At 51.5% G+C, this 21,888-nt stretch carries 15 protein-coding genes and 1 pseudogene; 8 read left to right on the forward strand and 8 right to left on the reverse strand.

All coding sequences use genetic code 11. From position 1 onward, the window contains the following. Positions 1 to 22 precede the first annotated feature (22 nt). Positions 23 to 1,063 (reverse strand): annotated as a pseudogene (locus ACW9SV_RS20725) (aldo/keto reductase). A gap of 277 nt (positions 1,064 to 1,340) precedes the next feature. On the opposite strand from ACW9SV_RS20725, the gene ACW9SV_RS20730 reads away from it, so the two are divergent. The 6 genes from ACW9SV_RS20730 to ACW9SV_RS20755 all read left to right on the forward strand — a co-directional run bounded on the left by ACW9SV_RS20730 (position 1,341) and on the right by ACW9SV_RS20755 (position 6,416). Further along, positions 1,341 to 2,381, forward strand: a complete 1,041-nt coding sequence (locus ACW9SV_RS20730; RefSeq protein ID WP_479558687.1) for a threonine aldolase family protein — start codon at positions 1,341 to 1,343, stop codon at positions 2,379 to 2,381. Between the two features lie 324 nt (positions 2,382 to 2,705). Beyond that, a complete protein-coding gene (locus tag ACW9SV_RS20735; protein WP_479558688.1) occupies positions 2,706 to 3,485 on the forward strand; it encodes a hypothetical protein in 780 nt (259 codons plus the stop codon). Between the two features lie 288 nt (positions 3,486 to 3,773). Continuing rightward, the gene (locus ACW9SV_RS20740; protein ID WP_479558689.1) at positions 3,774 to 4,283 is read left to right on the forward strand and encodes an RNA polymerase sigma factor; all 510 of its coding nucleotides are present in this window, start codon (positions 3,774 to 3,776) and stop codon (positions 4,281 to 4,283) included. Beyond that, positions 4,277 to 4,861 (forward strand): hypothetical protein, encoded by a 585-nt coding sequence (locus tag ACW9SV_RS20745; protein ID WP_479558690.1) that lies wholly within the window; start codon positions 4,277 to 4,279, stop codon positions 4,859 to 4,861. The genes ACW9SV_RS20740 and ACW9SV_RS20745 overlap by 7 nt, the downstream gene beginning before the upstream one ends. Before the next feature lie 189 nt (positions 4,862 to 5,050). Then, positions 5,051 to 5,725 carry a Crp/Fnr family transcriptional regulator gene (locus tag ACW9SV_RS20750; protein WP_479558691.1) on the forward strand — a complete coding sequence of 225 codons (675 nt, stop codon included), beginning with the start codon at positions 5,051 to 5,053 and terminating at the stop codon, positions 5,723 to 5,725. After that, a complete protein-coding gene (locus tag ACW9SV_RS20755; RefSeq protein WP_479558692.1) occupies positions 5,706 to 6,416 on the forward strand; it encodes a CatA-like O-acetyltransferase in 711 nt (236 codons plus the stop codon). The genes ACW9SV_RS20750 and ACW9SV_RS20755 overlap by 20 nt, the downstream gene beginning before the upstream one ends. 216 nt (positions 6,417 to 6,632) lie before the next feature. On the opposite strand, the gene ACW9SV_RS20760 is transcribed toward ACW9SV_RS20755, so the two are convergent. After that, positions 6,633 to 8,630: a glycoside hydrolase family 97 protein gene (locus ACW9SV_RS20760; RefSeq protein ID WP_479558693.1), complete on the reverse strand. Its 1,998-nt coding sequence runs from the start codon at positions 8,628 to 8,630 to the stop codon at positions 6,633 to 6,635. A 299-nt stretch (positions 8,631 to 8,929) separates the two neighbouring features. Here ACW9SV_RS20760 and ACW9SV_RS20765 point away from each other — a divergent pair, with 299 nt between their 5' ends. Further along, positions 8,930 to 9,181, forward strand: a complete 252-nt coding sequence (locus ACW9SV_RS20765; protein WP_479558694.1) for a hypothetical protein — start codon at positions 8,930 to 8,932, stop codon at positions 9,179 to 9,181. 80 nt (positions 9,182 to 9,261) lie between these two features. On the opposite strand, the gene ACW9SV_RS20770 is transcribed toward ACW9SV_RS20765, so the two are convergent. Then, on the reverse strand, positions 9,262 to 10,710 hold the full coding sequence (locus tag ACW9SV_RS20770; RefSeq protein WP_479558695.1) for a DUF4153 domain-containing protein: 1,449 nt from the start codon (positions 10,708 to 10,710) through the stop codon (positions 9,262 to 9,264). A 410-nt stretch (positions 10,711 to 11,120) separates the two neighbouring features. On the opposite strand from ACW9SV_RS20770, the gene ACW9SV_RS20775 reads away from it, so the two are divergent. Continuing rightward, a complete protein-coding gene (locus tag ACW9SV_RS20775) occupies positions 11,121 to 13,289 on the forward strand; it encodes a S9 family peptidase (protein ID WP_479558696.1) in 2,169 nt (722 codons plus the stop codon). A gap of 71 nt (positions 13,290 to 13,360) precedes the next feature. Here ACW9SV_RS20775 and ACW9SV_RS20780 read toward each other — a convergent pair whose 3' ends face one another. From ACW9SV_RS20780 to ACW9SV_RS20800, 5 genes are all read right to left on the reverse strand, one after another. Then, positions 13,361 to 14,677, reverse strand: coding sequence for a RagB/SusD family nutrient uptake outer membrane protein (locus ACW9SV_RS20780; protein WP_479558697.1), 1,317 nt, complete (start codon positions 14,675 to 14,677; stop codon positions 13,361 to 13,363). Between the two features lie 28 nt (positions 14,678 to 14,705). Beyond that, positions 14,706 to 17,723, reverse strand: coding sequence for a SusC/RagA family TonB-linked outer membrane protein (locus ACW9SV_RS20785; RefSeq protein WP_479558698.1), 3,018 nt, complete (start codon positions 17,721 to 17,723; stop codon positions 14,706 to 14,708). A 231-nt stretch (positions 17,724 to 17,954) separates the two neighbouring features. After that, a complete protein-coding gene (locus tag ACW9SV_RS20790) occupies positions 17,955 to 19,151 on the reverse strand; it encodes an anhydro-N-acetylmuramic acid kinase (protein WP_479558699.1) in 1,197 nt (398 codons plus the stop codon). Positions 19,152 to 19,610: 459 nt separating this feature from the next. Continuing rightward, the gene (locus tag ACW9SV_RS20795) at positions 19,611 to 20,696 is read right to left on the reverse strand and encodes a fatty acid desaturase family protein (RefSeq protein WP_479558700.1); all 1,086 of its coding nucleotides are present in this window, start codon (positions 20,694 to 20,696) and stop codon (positions 19,611 to 19,613) included. A 211-nt stretch (positions 20,697 to 20,907) separates the two neighbouring features. After that, the gene (locus ACW9SV_RS20800; RefSeq protein WP_479558701.1) at positions 20,908 to 21,843 is read right to left on the reverse strand and encodes an alpha/beta hydrolase; all 936 of its coding nucleotides are present in this window, start codon (positions 21,841 to 21,843) and stop codon (positions 20,908 to 20,910) included. Positions 21,844 to 21,888: the final 45 nt, after the last annotated feature.

The raw sequence follows: 21,888 nt of genomic DNA on the forward strand, positions 1-21,888 counted from the left end.
GCCTAAACGAAAGGTGGTCAGCTTATTTGGCTTGGGGAAAACGCCCCATCCCCTGGCGTTCTACCATCCAGTTGGGGTACCCGGTCTCATGTTGGCTGGCGGCATTGATCTGCTGGATCTCCTCCTGGGTGAGGTGAACAGTGGTGGAGTGGATGTTGGAAGTCAACTGCTCCGGTTTCTTAGCCCCAATGATGGTGCTGGTCACGCCCGGTTGCTGCCGCACCCAAGCCAAGGTCACCTCCGCTGCCGAAACGCCATGCCGCTCACCAATCTGGATCAGAACATCAATGATGTCATAGGCCTTCTCCTTGTCTATGATGGGGAAGTCGAAGGTATCGCGGCGCGAGTCTCCGCCGGTGTTGGTTTTGTCGCGGGTGAACTTACCGGACAGAAATCCACCGGCCAACGGGCTCCAGGGCATAAAGGCCAGGTTCTGGTCCAGCGCCAAAGGTAGTAGATCACGCTCAGAGTCGCGGTTAGCGGGCGTGTAGAAGTACTGCATGGCTTTAAACTGGTGCCAGCCGTGCTGCCGGGCAATGGCAATTGCTTTCATGACCATCCAGGCGGGCCAGTTACACACGCCCACATAGCGTACCTTACCCGTCATGACCACATCGTGCAGGGTTTGCACAATCTGCTCCACAGACATTGCCTCGTCTACGCCGTGCACATACAGCAGGTCAATGTGGTCCATCTGCAGGCGTTGCAAACTCTCGTCTACTGACTAGAACACGTGGTAACGCGACAAGCCTTGTTGGTTCACCCCCTCACCCATCTTGCCGCGCACCTTGGTGGCGATAAACAAGTCGTTCCGGTTAAGGCCCACTTGCCGAAGCCCTTCTCCCAGCAGCAACTCAGACTGCCCGAAGGAATACACGTTGGCGGTGTCAATGAAGTTAATGCCGGCATCAGCGGCAGTCCTGAGCAGGTCTTTTACTTCGTCTTGCTGCAGCTTGCCAATCTGGGACCAGATACCGGAGTTCTCGCCCCCGCCAAAGGTCATAGCCCCCAGGCATAGTTCCGAGACTAGCACCCCGGTATCGGCTAATAATTTGTAGTTCATGGTTATTGCGTTGAGAATGGTTATGCTCCCTAAAACGGATTTTACAGAATTGGGGTGAATGGAAAAGAAATTCAGGCCTGTCTGAGGGCGAAGCAAAACATTGCCTTACATGTCATCAAGCAGCCTACCAGTCCCCGGTCACCCTGCTTTAGGAGTGAAATAAACAGAACCGCCTTAAAACAGGAAAGGACCGCAGGACTTACGTGCTGTTCACCTGCGGCTTGTTGATTTTCAGCCGTATCTTTGGGGTTAGTATAGTGTATCTAAAAACGCCGTCATGCTTTACAGCTTCACCAATGATTACAGCGAAGGCTGCCACCCCAACATCCTTCAGAGGTTAACAGAATCTAACCTGTCGCAGCAGGCGGGGTACGGAAACGATGAGTTCACGAAAGAATCGGTGGCTGCCATCCAGAATCTATGTCAGCGCCCTGATCTGGACGTACATCTGGTGGCCGGGGGCACGTTGGCTAACCTGATTGTGCTGAGCGCTTTCCTGAAATCGTATGAATCGGTGATCGCCGCCGAAACCGGGCATATCAACAACCACGAGGCGGGGGCCATTGAAGCCACGGGCCACAAGATAGAGACCGTGGCCACCCTAGACGGTAAGCTGCGCCCCGAGGACATTCAACCTATCATCAACAAGTTTCCCGAGTACCATACCGTCAAGCCCCGCATTGTTTATATCTCCAACTCCACCGAGATTGGTACCATTTACCACAAGCAGGAACTGGAGGCCCTTTCTGCCTTCTGCCGGTCAAACAACCTGCTCCTGTACCTGGACGGCGCCCGGTTACCTATGGCCCTGACGGCACGCAGCAACGATCTCACTTTAGCCGACATAGCCTCCCTCACCGACTTGTTTTACCTGGGCGCCACCAAATGCGGCGGTCTGATCGGAGAGGCCATCGTGATCGGGAATGAAAGCCTCCGGAAAGACTTCAAATACTACATCAAACAACGCGGTGCGCTCTTGGCTAAAGGAAGGCTGTTCGGAATTCAATTTGCCGAGCTGCTGCGCGATAACCTGATGTTTGAGCTGTCGGGGCACGCCAATGAATTAGCCCAGCGTATCGCTACCCAGCTGCAGTCTATGGGCTACGGGTTTTTAACCCAGTCTGAGACAAACCAGATTTTTCCTATTCTGCCCGATGCCCTCATCCAGGAACTCTCCAAAAAGTATGGGTTCTTTGTCTGGAAGAAAATGCAGGAAGGATTTTCGGCCATCCGGATCATCACTTCCTGGGCCACGCCAGACACCTATGTAGATCAATTTATCCAGGACGTAAAAGACCTGGCCGAACGGTTGAAGTAAAACCCGGCCGGTATTCAAATCCCGTTTAGGGGCTGTTTTATGTTAACGGCTCCTAAACGGGATTTTTCTTTTCCGTTGGGTTTACAGAAAAACCAAAGACCTCATTATTAAGCCGCTTCTAGCCAGATGCATATAAATCATTCTGGTTGGGGGCGGCTTTTTCCGGCTTTATTCCTAAAAAGTACCCTTACAGCCGAAAACCCCAAAGAAGGATGGGGGCAAGTCTCACAAGTGCCTGTCTGTTAGAGGAATTTCAAAAAGACGAATGCTTTAGAAAGGCAGCAGTCATGGTCCTGTAATAGCAACTTAAATTAATTTACGTGTATGAAAGCTCTTGTGAAATCCCTGGCCTACGTCATAGCCCTCGTGTTCTTTTCGTTTGCCTGTTCAGAAGACACCCCCGAGCAACCCCAACCTCAGCCCGGCAAACCCATCAACGAGTGGGGGCAATCCATGCTGCAGATAGAGCAGATGGCCACCGAGATGGAACTCCTGGCCAGAGGCAACCACCCCAACGGCAGCAGTTTCCTGGCGTGCTCTACCGTCCAGAATGAGAATACCCCAGAAGGACTGGAAACTACCTTCACTTTCTCGGGTGCGTCCTGCGTAGATGGCAAAACCCGCAGCGGCAGCATCATCATGTACACCAGAAACCAATCAAACCTGGAAGTGGTGATCTACCTGGATAATTACCAGGTGAACGGCACCAAGATGGAAGGAGCGTTTGCGTTCCAGATGATTCAGGTGCCGGGTAAAACCTCCGCCCTCCGGATGGTCAGCAGCAACGCCCAGGCAATACCGGCCAACGGTGGTTCCTTCCGGTATTCCCTTAACCGGGTGTCTCACCTGAAAGAAGGCCATGACACGTTCTATGACCCGTCAGACGATGTGGTGGAATTGTATGAGGCCGAGTACAGCTGCATTAAACAACATGGGGTATTTGAGGCGACGTTGGTTTCCCCTGTGTTGCTGAAGAGATCCTGCGCTGCCCCGGCCAACATCAGACCGGTTCAAGGCAAAATCTTGATTGAGATGACCACTGGCCAGCAAAGCACCCTCAACCTAGGAGATGGCACCTGTTCTGCCAAACCGTACGCCGAGTAATACGGGAAGGAGCATCCTCCAAAACCTGGAGTTATCAGAATCAAGATTTCTAATGCTTTCAGGGCTGTTCTCTTCAAAACAGCCCTGAAACACATGAGGCCCGGAATGGCTTTTTAGCTTAAGTCCAAAGCTGAAAGGTCATTCCGGGCCTTTTTTTTGTTTTTGCCTTGCTTCAAAGAAACCAGCCTCTAAACACCTTTCCTCTGCTAAAATAATTTTTCTTTCCTTTTCTGTCATATTGCGTCAGCCTCTTCCACTAACTTACTGAACCCGGCTAACCCACTGCCCATGCAACCTGATTTGGAGACGCTTTTTCTGCAACTGCTGGAAACCGACAAAGAACGGATTTTCAGGATTTGCCGCTCGTATGCCCAAAAAGAGGAAGAGGCGCAGGACCTGTTCCAGGAAACGGTGCTGCAAATATGGCGCTCCCTTCCTTCTTTTCGAGGTGAGGCGCAGGTGCGGACCTGGGTGTATCGCATCGCCCTGAACGTTTGCTTGCAGGCCCGCCACAAGATGAAAAAAGAGCAAAGGCATACCCGCCCCATGGACAGTATTCAATTCTATAATCTGCCCGAGGTTCCGGCTAACCCAGAGACCGAGGAGCGGCTTCAAGCCTTGCACGCCTGTATTCAGAAATTAAATGAAAGCGACCGCTCTATTGTGCTGCTGTACTTAGAAGACCTGCCCTACAAAGAAATTGCCGCCGTGACGGGCTTGACCGAAAACCACGTGGCCGTGAAAATGAAACGCATCAGAGAAAGATTGTTCACCTGTTTAAGCCCTTCCCTATGCTAGATCAAGATCTCAAGGATTTGTGGCAGAAAGCGCAGGCGACTCCGCAAATAAACCTCCAGAAAGAAAGTCTTATGCAAGAAGTAGCCGAGCAAGCACAGTATGTAGAGGAGAAAATACGGAAGCGTGATCGGCGCGAGATCTGGTGCGCCATCGCCCTTATCCCTATCTCAGTGGGTTTAGCCTTTTGGTTTCCGCAGCCTTTGGTAAAACTTAGCTGGGTGCTCACCATTCCCTGCTGCCTGTTGCTTATCTACCAGTTAAGACGCGGAGCCCGCTACCGCATCACCGATTTCTCAATGCCCCTGGACCAGTACCTGCACCAGTACCGCCGCTACTTGCAGGAACAAGTCAAGTTGTTACAACGGGTAGTGTTCTGGTATGTATTGCCTTTTACTTTCTGCCAAGTACTGTACTATTACGGCTTAGGAAGAGACCTCGCCCACATGTCCATTAACTTGGTAGTAGTGGCGATCATCAATTACCTCATTTATAAGTACAACCAAAAGGCCTTGAGAGAAGACCTGCAGCCGCTGCTAGACAAAGTAGACCATACCCTTGCCACACTGGAGAAAGAATAGAAACTCAAAAACAGGCCTCCCGTTTTAAGGCTTTGTATTGAGATACGGCTTCAAAACGCTGGTCTGAATTATTGACAACCCAAACGTCTGACGCTTAAATTCAGCAGACAACAGGTAGAAAAATCCATCAATTTACTCGGCAAGACAAATGTCCTTTGCTGCCTTTTGATAAGGCCGTACGTTTGTGACATGGAAGAGCATTTCTATACCGAGTACCGCACCAAGATCTCGTTATTCCTGCAAACCAGCGGGGCGCTGTTGGAGCGTTACCAGGTCAGGGAAGTAAGCCTAGGGGCCCAGGACATTCTTTTGCAGCAAGGCACCGCGCCCAAGGGAGTTTACATTTTAGCATCCGGATTGGTGAAAGTGACCAGAACTACGGCTGCCGGGCAACAGTTTACCCTGGGTGTGTTTGGCCCCGGCGAGGTGGAGGGCGATGTGGAAGCGCTCATGCACATGCCGCATTTCTGCACGGTACAGGCGCTGACCGCGTGTCGGTTCTTCCACATCAGCCGTGAACAGTTTCTTTTGATGCTGGCCCAGGAACAGGAGTTCAACCTGCTTATGCACCGTTCCATGGCCTCTAAAATGCTGAACACCTCACTGCAGACCTCCATCCAGAACACCAACCGGCTGTATTATACCCTGCTGATTGTGCTGCGGGAGCTTTCCCGCCTGAACGAGCTGCAGATCTCCAAACCGCTGCTTTCTGAACTGTTGGGCACGTCACAACGGAACTTAAACCGCTTGCTGCGGCAGTTAGAGGAAGAAAACCTTATTCAGATGAAAGGAACCCTGGTCGCGAAGATGGACCGCCAAAGAATTGAAAAGAGAATTGAAACCTATGACTTCGAAATACAATAAACGTCCCTTCCCGGTAGAGGGCTGGGCCCGCGAGGAGCAGTTCCGCTTCTTCAGAACCTTTACCCAACCGTTTTTCAACGTGCACACCCAGGTAGACATTACCCCGTTGTACCGCCTTTGCAAGCAACAGGACCTCTCCGTGTTTTTGGGTTACTTGTACGCCACCCTGGAAGCCGCCAGAGCTACTGAAAGCTTCCGGCTGCGGTTAGAGGGTGACGGCGTGGTCCTCTACGAAGAGCTGGACCTGTCTACCACCGTTCTGCGCCATGACCACTCCATCTCGTTTGTGAGTTTGCCGCACCAACCTTCGCTGGAAGAATTCTGCGCCAACTCCCGAAAACTGATTACCGCTGCTCAGGCCGGAAAGCAACTGTTCATTGGGCATCAGGGACCTGATCTGCTGCACCTCACCACCTTGCCTTGGTTTAAATCGAGTGGCATAGAGCACGCCTATTCCGTAAACCCGCAGGAAGCCGGAGTCCCCAAAATCGCTTTCGGACAGCTGGAGGTACAGCCGGAGAAAGTGATTCTACCCTTGAGTATTTCCCTGCACCATGCCCTGGCCGACGGTTACCACGTTCACCTGTTCCTGCAGCAGATGGAACGCGTAATCAACCAGCTGGTGAAAGAATGTTCAAACGAAATGCCTGAACAAGAGGAAACCGTTTCCTCGGTATTTTCAGAAAATTAGCTCTAAAACCGGGGCAAACAAGGGGTATTGGAGCATTCCATGGTTTTCTGTTTTGCAGCCGTTTTTTTAGAAATCGCCTAAAAACTACTTTAAAGGAACTGCAAACGTTCTACATCTGTGCCTTACCCTCTGCAAGGAAGGGCGCCTACAAAAAAAAGGCTGCCGAGACGATTGCCCTGGTAGCCTTTCATATAAAAATCTGAGGAAGGAAAGCGCTTACTGTTTATAGATTCTAGCAACGTACCCTCCGCCCGGCGCCATAGAGATCTTCAGCTTTTTGTTCTGGGGCACGTCAATGGTTTCGTGTTTGTAGTCAGAGGCTTTGCGGTCAGCGTTTACGCCGTCCCGGAAGATCTCGGCTTTGTAGTTTCCATCACCCAAGAAAGAAAGATCCAGTTCCAGGTCACGGGCGTTCCAGTTGGTCATGGCGCCTACGTACCAGTCATTTCCCTTGCGGCGAGCCAGGGCGATGTGCTCGCCCAATTTACCGTCTAAGGCTACGGTGTTGTCCCACACCTCGGGTACCGAGGCGATGAATTTGGTGCTTTCTTCTTCTTTCCGGTAGTTGGTAGGGCTATCGGCGAGCATGTTCAGGGGGGCTTCAAACACCACGTACATAGCCAACTGGCGCACGCGGGTTCCCTGGCTCATGGGCTCAGAGTTCACCGGACGGTAGTTGCTGCGGGTAGCATTGCGCATGGCACCTTGGGTGTAGTCAATCGGTCCAGCCAACATGCGCAGGTACGGCATGGTCACATCATAGGTCACCTGATCCACCTCGGGAGCGGACCACTTCATCTGCTCCAAACCATGAACGCCCTCAAAGTTGACCACGTTAGGGTAGGTGCGCTGCAATCCGGTAGGTTTAAAGGCCCCGTGGAAGTCCATGAGCAGTTTGTATTTGGCACCCACCTGGGCGGCGCGGTAGTAGAAATCAACTGCCTGTTGGTCATCGCGGTCCATGAAGTCTACTTTGAAGCCTTTCACACCCATATTGGCGTAATGACGGGCCACGTTCTCCATGTCGCGGTCAAATGCGTGATAGCCGGCCCACAGAATAATGCCTACGTTCTTTTGCTTAGCGTAATCAATGAGTTCTTTCAGGTTGATTTCCGGAACTACCTGCAGCAGATCGGCCTTCAGGTTCACGGCCCAGCCTTCGTCCAGAATCACGTAACCAATGTTGTTCTGCGCCGCGAAATCAATGTAATGTTTGTAGGTGGGGTTGTTAATGCCCGCCTTGAAATCGACGCCCGCAATGTTCCAGTCGTTCCACCAGTCCCAGGCCACCTTGCCCGGTTTCACCCAAGAGGCATCCTTTACCCGAGAGGGCGAGGCTAGTTTGTAGACCATATCGCTATCGGCTAGGTCCTTATCTTGGGCTGAAACCACCATCACGCGCCACGGAAAAGTACGGGTACCTTTGGCTTTGGCGATGTAGTTTTCCCGTTCCCGCACGAGCAGCTGCAGTTGGTTATGTCCGCCTTGCTCAATCTTTTTGGGGTACGGCGCAAACAAACCGGTTAAAGAAGGTTTCCCGTTCCGGTTGATCAGGTACATGCCCGGGTAGCTTTCCAAGTCTGCCTCAGTAATGACCACTTTCTTTTTGGGGGTTACTTCTACCGCCAGGGGCAGAAAAGCCAGTCTTTCAGGGTCTAGTTTAGACAGCGGCGCGTGCGTGTAAGTATTCTCGAAGGAGTTCCAAAACTGCTCCTCAATGGTGGTTTTCTTTTCCTGCTTCACGTACGGCACAATGGCGGTGTGGTCGGCGGGGAAGTTGAAGGCCGCTTCTTCGTTCTGGACAAAGAAGTCTTTCTTTTTGGAGGTGGTAAACCTATACGCCACCCCATCATTGTACGCCCGGAAAATGACCGCGTAATCGCCTTTGAAATTCAGCACCAGTTCATTGTAGTGGTCCTGGATCTCGGCCCGCTTGTACACCGGCGCTTTGATGGTCTGGTTTACGGAGTTTTGTTTGGCATTCCGAAGTTGCGGCTTGCCTCCCAGGACTTCACCGTTGGTTAGCTGCATGGAAATGGCCGAGGGCGCAATCACCACGTCATTTTCATGGGTGACGCCGTAGGTGAGTTTGTCTTGCAAGCTAATGGTTACCTTGATCTTGCCATCCGGCGAGGAAAGCGTGTGAGGCTGTTGGGCAGAAGCGGTGAGTCCGAAGCCGATCATCAGAATCAAAAGCAAATATCTGTGTATCATGTGGGGTTGAGGGTAGGTACGTAATTGCCGACTCAACTTACAACAAGTGACAGAAGAAAAAAAGCGGTTCTATCTTAAGTCTCAACTCCTGTTAAAGTAAATCAGAGAATATGGACACTACTGTGCTGCAGAATTCTTTGTGTAAGGAGTAGCCAGTTTTCGCTAACAAGCCAAACTGTACTAAAAAAGAGCTTTGGGCATCCTTTCAGAAAATCAGGGATAAAACAAAAATATATGCGCGTTCCTCCCTTTTCAGCGTAAATCCGTTACAATCCCATCCAACCTTTAACAACATTCACATGACTCAACGGGAAGTAACCGACCAAGATAACCTGACCTGGACCTGCGTTCAAGCCTACGCTGGCCTGCAAGGAAAAGCCGGCGAGAAAGCCGCTGAACTGTCAGAAAGCGATGAGGGCACCGTCACGGTGGTGTGCACGCCCAGCGGGCAGGCCCAAACCGTTAGACTGGAGCTGCCCAGCAATTGGCTCGAAGCCACCTCAGACGAAGACCTGCTTTCGCACATCTCCCAAGCCAGAGAGCAGGAATAACGTTGTTTTCTTAAAAGGTAAAGGGCAGTAAAGTGAGTTAAAACCTCCATTTACTGCCCTTTATCTTATACTATTAAAACCTATTTAGCGCTGGTTTCCTGCAGTTCCTCTTTCACCCGCCAATCATTGTAGTTCCAGGATTGCCATTCTTTGTTTTCCATCCCTTCCAGGAAATTCTTCCGAAAGAAGGCAATCCGGTTTACCTGACTTGGTTTGAAGGGATGGGTTGGGTTCTTCGTCTGAGCATACAGATGGGGAAGGTTTGAGTTTGATAAGGTAAGCAGGTACTCTAAGTCGGGTGACTGCGCGTAAGTCAGGTTATACTTGGTGAGCATACGATCCCAATTAAACGTAGACAGCAGCACCAACACCAGGTAAACAGCCCAACCATTCTTCCGGAACAGGTACCAACTTGTTTTCGCCTGGCTTATCTTAACATAACTGATGATAAGCCCAATCCCGGTAAGCAGCAGATAGGTAAATACTCCAATCCTTTTGTAGGTTAGCCCGGTGCCTGTGATATAAATGCTATTCTTGGTGAGGGTAAGGAAAACCAGTAGAAGATTGAGCCCCAACCAGAGGTAAGCTAGTCTTTTCAAGGATTCACTTTTGCGATAGAAGTTGAGATTCTCCCGGAAAACGTAAAGCAAGACACCAATTGCCATTAAGATAGTACAGATGAGCGTGTATACTCCCTGGTGCAGGAAATCTGAGTATTGCTGTCCTTCAGGCAGTTCTCCGATGAACACGTAGTACGCATCAGATAGAATAAACACGGCCAGCAGAAGGTTTAGGAGCACCAAAAGCAGAAAGGCGGCTTTATATTCATATTTAAGGCCCATAATATGTTGCAACTTTTTCCCTACTCGTCTTACCCGGTGTAGCTGGTTAGGAGAAGCTTCGTCAAGGAGGGCCAGGTTCTTGAGTAAGACAGGTCTAAGGAAACCTACTAAAAGCATGCCTCCCAAGCAGGTAAACCCTACCCAACCCCAAGAGATGAAATCGAAGTTCAGGTAGCTCACCAAGTGATCAAATCCCACGCTGGCGTTGCGGTACATGAGGAGAAAAACAAAGGACACTAACAATGGTAGTCCAAACATGTACAGGTGCTGCCTTCCAATAGTGGAAAAGGCAGATGCAGTTCCAGGCTGTGCTTGACCTTCGGGTACCATTCTTTCCACCATAGTCTTAATGAAGGATACCGCTACAGAGTACAAGGAATGAAGGGCTACTATAAAGATAGAGCCTTGAGGAACCCGACTGAACCCGGCCAGCAGAAGTAAGGAAAAGCAATTCAGCAGTACTGACAGACCCGAATTCACCACCACCACGTTCACGGCAGTTACCACGCTAGCAAGGGCTGCCAGCCTCCAATTTTTCTGCCCCATTATCTCACGACTGGTCTGGAGTATCAATAAAACCAATATTAAGAGGGTAAACAGCAGATAGTTGATGCCTGCATATTGATCATAGAAAAGGTAGCTGAAAGCAACGGTAGCAAGAAGTAAGAGCCAGTCATTTTTTTTCATGGATTGTTTTATTTGAGGGATGGAAAAAGTTTACAGGATCAGCTAGACAACTTACATAGCACTTTGCATTTCAAAGTTAAAGGTCAAAATGAATGAGGAGTGTTGCTCCTCATTCATTTTAGAATACTTATAAAGTACTTTGCGTTACAAAGGAAAGATAAAATCTTGAATCTTCAAGCAGTATTTCTAAAAGAAAGGAAATATCCAGAACAATTTGCTTCCAGATTTAAGCTGGTTTTCTAAAAAACACCCTTAAAAAGCATTTTTGGAACAAGTGGTTTCTTGAAGATGAAGCTTAAAGTAGTTGGTTATCCTAGACACCCCTAAAAACATGAAGCCAAATTCTTAGATTTAGTGCGGAGTTTCAGGTTATCCTATGATTCTCACCTTATACCATTCTCACCGCCCGTATGAAAAAGATCTCTCTCTCTTTGCTTTTTTGCCTTTGCTTTTACCTCTCCCAGGCTCAGCAAAACAAAGACCTGGTGCAGGTCACCGATTTACTTAAAATCAAACAAGTAGGCGCAGTGGCGCTTTCGCCCGATGGCAAACAAGTGGCCTTCACCGTCACTACCATTGAGCCAGACCCCGAGAAAAAGAACGACTTCCGCTACAACACGCAGTTGCACCTGCAGCCTGCCAACGGAAGCCAACCCGCCCGCCAGTTAACTTTCGGAAACAACAACGCCACCCAACCCGCCTGGAGCCCTGATGGCAAGCAACTGGCCTTTGTACGCGTGGTGGAAAGCAAACCCCAGATATTTCTGCTCTCATTTGCCGGCGGCGAGCCTGTGCAGTTAACCAAATTCAAGTACGGCGCCGGCAACCCGGTCTGGAGCCCCAACGGGCAGCAACTACTCTTTACCTCGGGCATCGCCCTGAATGAGTTACTGACCGACTCTACCCTGAACCCGAGCAGAGATGTGCCTAAATGGTCGTATGAGAAACCAGGCTTTTTCCAGAACGAGAACCTGCGCACCAACACCGCCAAACCAAACCCAGACGGTACTTTGGCCGAGATCAGGGGCTACCTGGACCAAAACGAGAAAGACAACAAAGCCAAGGTCATCAACCAGCTGCGGTTCCAGGAGGAGTCTACCACATCGCCTAACCTGAACCTCTCCCACATTTTCATCATGGATGCCAAACCTGGCGCCACCCCTAGAGACCTGACCCAAGGCTTTGTCTCCAGTTCTAACGCCAACTTCACCCCCAACGGCAAGCAGGTCATTTTTGACGCCGATGCTGATGAAACCGAGAACCCCACCCGGTCGCAGGAAAGCGCCATTTACCTGGTGAACATCGACGGCACTGGCTTGAAACAACTCATCGGTAAAAAAGGCATGTCTTATACGGGCAGCACCATTTCTCCCTCGGGCAAATGGATTGCTTTCCAGTACAGCCCCAGCAACCAGGTGGGCATCCCGACCTTGGGGTTATTGCCCGTAGGCGGCAAGGCCTCTGAGGTGGTGACCATTGCCTATGACCGGAACAAAAGCAACCTGACCTGGAGCGAGAACGATCAATATGTGTATTTCACCTCCCCCTCTAACGGCGGGGTACTCCTGAACCGGGCCCATGTCAAGAAAAGGAAGGTGGAGTCGCTCACCGATATCACCAAAGGGGTGGGTGCCTTTGACCTGAAGAAAAACCAATTGGCATTCGTGGTTACTGAGATAGCCAACCCAAATGAACTGTACGCGGCTTCCACCGATGCCAAAAAGCCAACCCGGCTCACTTCCCTGAACCACGAATGGGTTAGCCAGAAGAAACTAAGCAAACCTGAAAAACACACCTTCACCAACAGCAAAGGCCAGACGGTTGAGTACTGGGTCATGAAGCCCACCAACTTCGTGGAAGGCCAGAAATACCCACTGTTGCTGGAAATCCACGGTGGACCAACCGCCATGTGGGGAACCGGCGAAAACAGCATGTGGCATGAGTACCAGTACTTCACTAGCAGAGGATACGGAGTGGTGTATGCCAACCCACGCGGCTCCGGAGGATACGGCGAAGAATTCATGCGCGCCAACATCAAAGACTGGGGCGCGGGTCCGGCCAGCGATGTGCTTACCGCCCTGGATAAAACCGTTGCCGAAGGTTGGGCTGATACCTCCAGGCTGGCGATCACCGGCGGTTCTTACGGCGGCTACCTGGTTTCCTGGATTTTGGGCCATGACAAACGCTTCAAAGCAGCCTGTTCACAGCGCGGCGTATATGACCTGAGCACCTTCTTCGGGGAAGGGAATGCCTGGCGGTTGGTGCCCAACTACTTCGGGGGCTACCCTTGGGAAGAGGCGCACAAAGGTCTCATCCAAAGCGAGTCGCCGCTGACGTACGTACAGAACATTACTACCCCGCTCATCATTTTCCACGGCGAGAACGACCTCCGTACCGGCGTTATCCAAAGTGAAATGCTTTACAAAAGCCTCAAAGTCCTGAACCGTCCCGTAGAATACGTGCGTCACCCCGGTGCTACCCACGAGATCACCCGTGCCGGAAACAACCGCCAGCGCATAGACCAGATGCTGCGCACCTATGAGTTCTTTGAGCGGTATCTGCAGCAGAAACAACTCTAGGCTGTTTTCAAACCATTTTTTTCAAAACATACCCAAAACAGAAGAGCGGCCTTAGGGCCGCTCTTCTGTTTTTAGATCGCCGGATCAGCTGGGGTGTTGGGGTTGTTCAGCCGTTCCTGGTCTGGGTAGGGGTAAAAGTTCCGATTGCGTTCGGTGGTAGAAGTAGGTGGCGCGGGGCGGTTAAACCGACGGCTGTCTTCCCATTTCAGACCGGTCAGGTACAGTTCAGCGGAGCGTTGCTTGTACACCTCCAGAAGCAAATCCTCGGTGGTGAGAGGTCCGCTATAGGCAGGCAACGCGGCATGCACGCCGAAGGGATCACCTGCCGTTTGGGTTCTCACCTCATTGATCAGGCCCAGTGCTTCGGTCAGGTTTCCGTTGCTTCTGAGAATTGCCTCAGCTTTGATTAACTTGATTTCGTCGGTAAGATACACCGGAATACTGGAGGTCTGGGTCGCAAAGAAGCCCTTCAAGGTTTTCACCGGATCTCCGCCCACCACGGCATCTGGGGTGGTCAGGTAGAAATCATAGCGGGCATCTCCTGCCTCAAACAGCTCGGCGGGCAAACCAAACCGATCGCGGGGCCTGAAGTAGTTCAGAATAAACAGGTTATTGTAGATTGGGTTCACACTCAATGTGCTGTACACGTACTCAGAACGCTTGGTCAGGTCCACCAGGTTGGCATTGGTGAGGGCGGCCGCGTAATTACCGGCAAACAGGTTGAACCGGGCATTGTAGGCATACAGGGTGTTCTTCAGGTCAAAAGCTGTTCCAGACACCAACGTGGTAAATTCCTGCGAGACCGGGGTGGCGTTCAGCAAGGCGATACCGGCATCTAAGTGTGAGATAGCGGCGGCCAGCACTTCGGCCCGGGGCCGGAAAGTCACTCCTTCGGTTCTGCTGGTCTCGGTGTTGGCTTGCTCAAAGGAGATGTACAGCGTACCCAAAGCCATGGCTTTGAAGAGATGGGCGTGGGCCAGTATCCCGCTTAAGGTCCCGCCTGTCAGGGTGGGGATGTTGGGCGCATTCTCAAGGATCTGCTCGCTCATGCTCATGGTGCGCTGCATTCTGGACCAGATATTGAGAATATTGCCATTAAACGTAGGTAATGCCGAGCCCCCGGCCTCCAACTCCAGAATGTTGGTGAACGTAGCCACACCCTTCAGTTCCCGCCCCGTGACGCCGGGGTACAGGTACGCGGCTTCTACGCCAGCGGTAGAGTAAAACTGCCGCAAGCCAACGCTATAGGCTATGATGCCATCGCGGGAGTTGAGCACTTCCACATCACTGGCGGCATTAGGGTTGGTGATGTCTAGTTCACAGCTGCTGGTAAAAACCAAACTGCACGCCAGTATCCCTATCTTTAAATATGATGCTATGTTTTTCATGGAAAATTAGGTTTGGAGAAAGAGAAAACTAGAACGACACATTGATACCCAGCGCGTAGGTTCTGGGGATGGGCACCTCCACGAAGTCAAAGCCGCGCACAGCCGTCGTCTGCCCGGCGGCATTGATCTCAGGGTCATAGCCGCTGTAGTCGTCAATAGAGAACAGGTTCCGGCCAGCCAGGGTAAGCCGCACACTCCGGTTCCCCAGAAAAGCCGGGGCAAAGTCATACGACATGGACAGCTCCCTTAGCTTGATGAAAGACCCGTCTTCAATGTAGTTTTCAAAAATCCCGAATAAAGCCGCCGAAGTTCCTTTAGGCACTTCGCCCCGCAACTCGGCCTCATATCCGGCCAAACCGCCGTACAAATCGCGCTCCCCTACCCTACGGGTGAAATTGAACACATCAAAGCCGTAGGACGCATCCAGCTGTGCCCTGAACGAAAGGCCTTTGCCCACGCTTACTTCGTTGATGAAAGAGCCGGTCCAGTCTGGGTTGGGGTCTCCAATGACTTTGCTTCTGGTGGCACCGGTAGGCTGGCCCGCCGCGTTACGGCCCACCCGTTCCGGCTGCGGTAATCCGGCTGGGGTCAAGAGCAGGGAACCATCCTCGTTTCGGGCAAAGTACGTGCTGTAAAAGGAGCCAATGGGCGAACCGTTCACCGCGGCTACCTGGCCAAAACCACCGGCAAAGGTGAGCAACCCGCCGGGGATGTTGTTGAGTTCGTTCCGGTTTCTGGAGTACGTGAGGGTAGACGTCCACTTGAAGTTCTCCCCCTGGAAGGGAACTCCCGTCACCAGCAACTCAAAGCCTTTGTTACTCAAGGTACCTATGTTGGCGTACTGGTTCACAAACCCCGTAGAAGGCGCCAGGCCCACAAACAGCAAAAGGTCTTTTACATCTTTTTCGTAATAAGAGAACTCAAAACCCAGACGCCCGTTCAGCAAGCTCATGTCCACGCCGTATTCGGTCTCGGTTTGCCGTTCGGGTTTGATGTCAGCGTTGCCTAGCTGGGTGGAAGAGATTACTCCGGGCAAACCGGGCAAAGAAACCGGGGTGTAATTGGTGTACCGGTCATAGGCCCCAATGGCGGTTAGGTTACCCGCCTGTCCGTAAGAAGCCCTTAACTTAAGGGTTGGAATGATTTTGCTGAGGGGCAGCCAAAAGCGTTCGTTGGAGATCAGGTAACTACCGCTCACCTTGGGGTAAAACTGCCACCGGTTCTCACTCCCGAAGATAGAAGAAACGTCATAGCGTCCCGCCCCAGTCAAAAACAAGCGGTCACCAATGCCAAAGGTCTGCTGCGCAAAGAACCCCAGGATGTTGATGTCGCTTCGGTTCTCACTGGAGACAATGGTAGCCCCGTTGTTGATAGTTTGCGCAATAGGCCCTAACTGGGTGGCGGAGATGCCGGTGGTGTAGTTTTTCTCTACTTGGGCGGTAGCCCCGGCCCCGGTGGTAGACTCCAGCCAATCGGTTAGTCGGGTTCTATAGGAAATGTTCAGGTCATTGTTCACCAGGTACGAGGTTCTGTCGGCCCGGCGCGAAAATCCGGTGTTGTAGGAAGGCGTGGTGTTCCCTACCGGAATGAAACCAGTCGCGATGGAAGTGGCATTGTCATACCCCAGGGTGTAGTTGATGTTCAGGCCATTGATGGGCGTCAGCATTACCTGGAAGTCACCGATAAAGCGGTTGGTTCGCTGCCGGAAATCAAAGCGGTTAATGGCTTCTAGCGGATTGGTTCTCCGTAGAACTGCCGTGGGAGCCGTAGACGGATACACCCCGTTCACCGGCTGCGGATTGATGTGGTTGTTACTGAAGATAAAGCCGGTCAAGGCCCCATAGGTTTCCAACAAACCGCCGTTGGGGATTTCCTGGCTGGTACTGATCACGTAATTGGCCCCCAGCGAAACCGACAACCAATCGGTCATCTTCTGGTCTATGCGTAAACGACCGCCGCCCCTATTGAACTCTGTATTGTCTACAATACCCTGGTTTTTGAGGTAATTGCCGCTCAGGAAATACTGCGTATTGGCCGATCCTCCCGAAACCGACACGTTGTTCTCCGTGCCATACGCCGTCCGGAAGATGAGGTCCTGCAGGTCATAGCGCTGTACGGGCTCTTGGGTTAAATCAGTGGCTGTGGTATTGACAAACCTGAACGGATAGTCATTGTACTCCAGCTTCTTGCGCAACTCACTTACCCTGAACTGAGACGAAACCGCTACTTTGGATTTGCCTTCCTGCCCGCGTTTGGTGAAGATCTGCACGACCCCGTTGCTGGCCCGGGAACCGTAAATGGCTGCCGCCGCCGCCCCTTTGATGATCTCAATACGGTCAATATCAGCGGGGTTGATGTCTACCAACCGGTTCTGGGAATAGCCCCCCAAGTCAATCAATTCGGGCGAGCTGTTGTTGATGATCACCCCGTCCACAATGTACAGCGGGTCGCTGGAACCCACCACCGTACTGGTTCCGCGCAGGCGCACGCTAATACCCCCTGCCGGATTTCCTGAGTTCTGGGTGATCTGAGCCCCGGCCACTTTCCCGGCCAAGGCCTGGTCCACGGAGGTAGCCACACTGTTCTCCAGCGCCGCCGCAGAAACTGTGGAGATGGCGTTTCCGAGCTGTTTTTTGCTGGTAGCCACCGAAGTACCCGTTACCACTACCTCGTCCAAGCCCACAATGTCTTCGCTTAGCTGAACATCCAAAGAAACAGTAGCCCCCGTTCCTAAAGTCACCGATCGGGTCAACGGACTGTAGCCAATGTACGTGAAGGTTAAGGGGTAAGAACCCGCCGCCAGGGTGGTGGCCAAACTATACCGGCCGCTGGCATCCGTCGCAGTGGCGTTGGCATTGTTGCCGCTCTGGAACTTCACCACCACTCCGGGTAAAGGGTCTTTGGTGCGGGCATCGGTCACGGTGCCCGTAACAGTGTATCCTGCATTCTGGGCTACAACCGGCAACTGAACCAGCACACCCAGCAGGAGCATGCACAAGTAAGCTGCCTTCGTCTTTGCCCGTTTCATTGAGTAAAGTTTGCTCATAAGAAAGGAGTTAGAAGGAAACAAAAAGAAGATTACGGAAGGAGAAGCCTATGCAAAACAGGCTCTTTGCATGGCAGGGAAGCAAGTTGTGTATTCTTCCCCGAGACAAAGGAAAGGCATGGGTATGCCTGCGGGCAAGGAAACCAACCAGAACGAGGGCTTACCCAAGGTACTAAATTATGGAACAGCATCATATACTGTTCCCTATATAGTATGTTAATTATTAACGGATTAAGGCAGGCTAATTTTGCCCATCTGCACCGAAGGTATACGTTGCTTCCCTGTCCCGAAATCAATTTTCTCCCCCACCAAACACTCATTGGCTAGGGTGGCAAACAAAACGGCTTCCTTAGCGTCTGGTGACACCCCAAGCTCAGCGGTGTTCCGGATGACCGCCCCAGGGAGTTGGTCTATGATGTTCTGAAGAAGCAATGGATTGTGCATGCCCCCGCCGCTCAGGAAAATCTCAAAGGTCTCTTCGTTTGTGGAACGGGTAATAGCCTCGCAAATGACCGCGGCCGAAAACCGGTTCAATGTAGCCAGCACATCCTCTGGAGACAAGTGGCTCGTGTTGGAGGTTTTCTGGGCACTTTCCAGATAAGATAGGTTAAACAGCTCGGGCCCAGTGGTTTTGGGGAAACCCAGCCCGAAGAACGGATGGTCCAGCAACGCAGCCAGCAAAGCAGCGTCATACTTCCCTTGGGAGGCAATCTCTGAATCAGCATCGTAGTACTTACCCGGGAACTTCAGTTGCACATAGGCATCCATGAGGGTATTACCGGGCCCCACATCCGTAGAGAAAATGCGGGAGGTATCCAGGTCACCGGGCAGGAAGGTGAAATTAGCGATACCGCCAATGTTGAGCATAATCCTGTTCTGCCCTTTTTGGGAAAACAGCAGGTAATCGCCGTACACCGCCAGCGGCGCCCCTTCTCCCCCGGCCGCAATGTGCTTCTGCCGGAAATCGCTGAGGGTGATAATGCCGGTCTTCACCGCAATGTGGTCCCCATCGCCAATCTGCAGGGTGGCATTGGGCATGCCCTCTAGCTGGTGCTGTGAGGCTGGGGCATGGTAAATAGTTTGCCCGTGGCTCGCAATCACATCTACCTCTTCCGGCTTTACGTCCCATTTTTGCAAACAGGCATTAACCAACTCCGCATGAAAACTCCCGATGTAGGCATTCATCAGGCAAACCTTCTCCAGATCCACCTCCCGTTTAGAAAAGATAGCCTTTACCTGCTGCTTGAACTCGGTGCTGTAGGGCATGGTGTCAAACTCCCGCAGCACCATCTGGGTTTGGGTGCCGTGCCCGGTAAACTCGCAAAGCGCTACATCCAGCCCATCCAGTGAGGTACCAGACATCAACCCGATAATGGTTCTTCTTTCTTTTTCTGCGATCTGCAGCAAGCGGCGGAGGTTTGTGTTCATAGCTGTTCAGGAAAAGAGGAAAGGTAAAGCAGAATTCTGAGAGGCAAAACTATGGGAATTCTTTTTTGCAGAGATACCGGCAGAACTGAATTTTGTAGGTTTAAGGCACCGCCCGTTTTTTGATGCATGCAGATAAGGAACGGCTATAAATCTGCTCTGCACGAGTAGGTCATCCCCCTACCCCCCCTTCAAAGGGGGACGGAATGTGTAATCAGTTTCCTATCTAATGATTACTTTCTATGATTCAAGTTTTCAACTTGGACCCAACAAGACCTGATGTTTGAAACTTCAGTGAGGCGATAGCCTCAATTACACAGTTTATAGAGTGGTTAATTGCCCCCTGCTTTAGCCCCATTTTCTAGAAACTAGCTCTAAAAAGAGAACCCCCCTCCTAAAATAGAAGCGGGGTTCTGGAGATTAAGTAAGCTAAAGAAGAAACACCTTTGCTTTTGAAATGTTTTATCGTGCCACCAAAACGGGCTGAAGGGCCAATTGCCGCAAATGTGAGATATGCGATAGGATCGCGGTCCTGGTTTTAGGGTACTCATGGTACGTCACGCCAAACTCGGCACAGGCCTCTTTGATGATCTTGCTGATGGCCGGGTAATGTACGTGCGAAATCCTAGGGAACAAATGGTGCTCAATCTGGAAGTTCAGGCCGCCCGTTAACCAGGAAACAATCTTGTTTTTGGTCGCAAAGTTGGCAGTGGTTTTTAGTTGGTGCAGGGCCCACTCGTCTTCGATGCGGTTGGTAGCCTCTGTTGGGATGGGGAAATGTGCATGCTCTACAGTATGGGCCAACTGGAACACAATGCTCAGCACCAAACCGGTGAACATGCCATACACCAGGAACCCCACCAGCCAAGGCAGGAACCCAACGGTGTAAATAGGCAGCACCACAAACAAAACAAAGTGCATCACCTTGAATCCCCAGAAAGAAAGGTGGTCTTTGCGGGACATTTTTTTGATAGGAATGTCTCCCACTTTCTGGGTGAAGTACTTCATGTAATCGGTGAAGAAAATCCAGTAGATGTAGAGCATGGCGTAGGCGCCCCAGAAGTAGTAATGCTGGTACTTATGGATTTTCAGGTGCTCCTGGTTTTCGCAGAGGCGCAGGAACGGTTTGGCATCCAGGTCATCGTCTACGCCATCAATGTTGGTGTAGGTGTGATGGATGATGTTGTGCTTGGTGGTCCACATGTGGATATTGGCACCCAGCACGTTCAGCGTTAACCCGGCGAGCTCGTTCACCCACTTTTTGCGGCTGAAACTTCCATGCCCGCCATCGTGCATGATGTTGAACCCGATGGCGGCGGTTACGCCACCAATCAGCACGCATTCAATTAAGGCCAACCAGGTCGGCGGCGTAAAAAACACAAGATGAACGTACAAGAACACCAGGCTGGAAAGCAGCACAGCGGCTTTGATGTATAATTTATAGTTCCCGGTGGGGTGACTTCCTATCTCCTCAAAGTACGCGTTGGTGCGACTTTTCAGTTCGGCATAAAATGAAGTGGAGGGGGCAATGAATTTGGGTGTGGCCATAAAGGACAATTAGGTTGAAAATAGGCTATAGAGCTATCTCAACGCAAATCGTCAATCAAATCCATAACATCTTTGAAAGGTAACACTTTCTTAGTAGGTATTAATTCAGACTTAAGTAAAAACAGCAAACTATTTATGTATACGGCCTCGGTATATACCTAGTTTTTCCGGTTCAATGAAATAGTTTGCCGTTCCTTTAAATAGGCCCGAATTACTTAGTTAATAACTTCAGCAACTGGTTACTGGCCATCCAATTGATGCACCGGTCAAACCAATAGTCCTTAACGGTGGGGTTGTTCAGCCCGAATCCATGCCCGCCCGCTTGGTAGATGTGCAATTCTGCCGGAATTTTATGCTGAAGCAGCGCCTGATAGAACATTATGCTGTTCTGAGGCGGCACGGCGGCATCATCTGAGGCATGCACCAGGAAAGTAGGTGGCGTCTGCGCCGTCACCTGCTGGTCATTTGAGTAGGCCTTCAGTTTCTCATTAGTGGCCTGTTTTCCTAAAAGAAGCTCAAAAGAACCTTTGTGCCAAATGGCAGGATCACTGCTGATGACGGGGTAAACCAACACCATGAAATCTGGCCGAAGGGAAAGTTTCTCGGGGTTCAGGATCTGGGATTGGGTGAAGTGGGTGCCGGCCGTGGAAGCCAGGTGCCCGCCCGCCGAAAAGCCCATAATGCCTACCCGTTGCGGATTAATGTTGTATTCCTTCGCCCGTGTGCGCACCAGATACAGGGCCTGTTGCGCATCCTGCAGCGGGGTGATCTCCGGCTGGGAAGTGACGGCGGGGTCGGGCAGGCGGTACTTCACCACGAAGGCGGCCACCCCTTGCTCCGTAAACTTGCGGGCCACGTCTGATCCCTCGTGGCTGGTGGCTAGTTTGGCGTAACCGCCGCCCGGGCAAATGATTACCGCGGTTCCGTTAGCCTTCTCCTTGGCAGGCAGAAAAACGGTTAAGGTAGGCTGCCGCACCAAAGTTACAATCTCCACTTTATCGGGACGCACTTCCTTTTTCTCCTGGTTAGGGCCGGGCACCTCATTGGGGATTTTGCCTTCGTACAAGGGTATTTCCATGGGTTTTGTTTGGGTGAAGCCGGAAGAAGTTACGCAGGCCAGTGCCAGCAGGGTAAACAATTTTTTCATGTTACGGATGGGGTTAAACAGAAAGCTGTTTTTGGGCTACTTTCT

It is taken from the genome of Rufibacter sp. JT20002, from assembly GCF_056491185.1.

Coding starts and splice junctions, on each gene's coding strand:
- ACW9SV_RS20730 (WP_479558687.1), top strand. CDS start 1,341: ATGCTTTACAGCTTCACCAATGATTACAGCGAAGGCTGCCACCCCAAC.
- ACW9SV_RS20735 (WP_479558688.1), top strand. CDS start 2,706: ATGAAAGCTCTTGTGAAATCCCTGGCCTACGTCATAGCCCTCGTGTTC.
- ACW9SV_RS20740 (WP_479558689.1), top strand. CDS start 3,774: ATGCAACCTGATTTGGAGACGCTTTTTCTGCAACTGCTGGAAACCGAC.
- ACW9SV_RS20745 (WP_479558690.1), top strand. CDS start 4,277: ATGCTAGATCAAGATCTCAAGGATTTGTGGCAGAAAGCGCAGGCGACT.
- ACW9SV_RS20750 (WP_479558691.1), top strand. CDS start 5,051: ATGGAAGAGCATTTCTATACCGAGTACCGCACCAAGATCTCGTTATTC.
- ACW9SV_RS20755 (WP_479558692.1), top strand. CDS start 5,706: ATGACTTCGAAATACAATAAACGTCCCTTCCCGGTAGAGGGCTGGGCC.
- ACW9SV_RS20760 (WP_479558693.1), bottom strand. CDS start 8,630: ATGATACACAGATATTTGCTTTTGATTCTGATGATCGGCTTCGGACTC.
- ACW9SV_RS20765 (WP_479558694.1), top strand. CDS start 8,930: ATGACTCAACGGGAAGTAACCGACCAAGATAACCTGACCTGGACCTGC.
- ACW9SV_RS20770 (WP_479558695.1), bottom strand. CDS start 10,710: ATGAAAAAAAATGACTGGCTCTTACTTCTTGCTACCGTTGCTTTCAGC.
- ACW9SV_RS20775 (WP_479558696.1), top strand. CDS start 11,121: ATGAAAAAGATCTCTCTCTCTTTGCTTTTTTGCCTTTGCTTTTACCTC.
- ACW9SV_RS20780 (WP_479558697.1), bottom strand. CDS start 14,677: ATGAAAAACATAGCATCATATTTAAAGATAGGGATACTGGCGTGCAGT.
- ACW9SV_RS20785 (WP_479558698.1), bottom strand. CDS start 17,723: ATGAGCAAACTTTACTCAATGAAACGGGCAAAGACGAAGGCAGCTTAC.
- ACW9SV_RS20790 (WP_479558699.1), bottom strand. CDS start 19,151: ATGAACACAAACCTCCGCCGCTTGCTGCAGATCGCAGAAAAAGAAAGA.
- ACW9SV_RS20795 (WP_479558700.1), bottom strand. CDS start 20,696: ATGGCCACACCCAAATTCATTGCCCCCTCCACTTCATTTTATGCCGAA.
- ACW9SV_RS20800 (WP_479558701.1), bottom strand. CDS start 21,843: ATGAAAAAATTGTTTACCCTGCTGGCACTGGCCTGCGTAACTTCTTCC.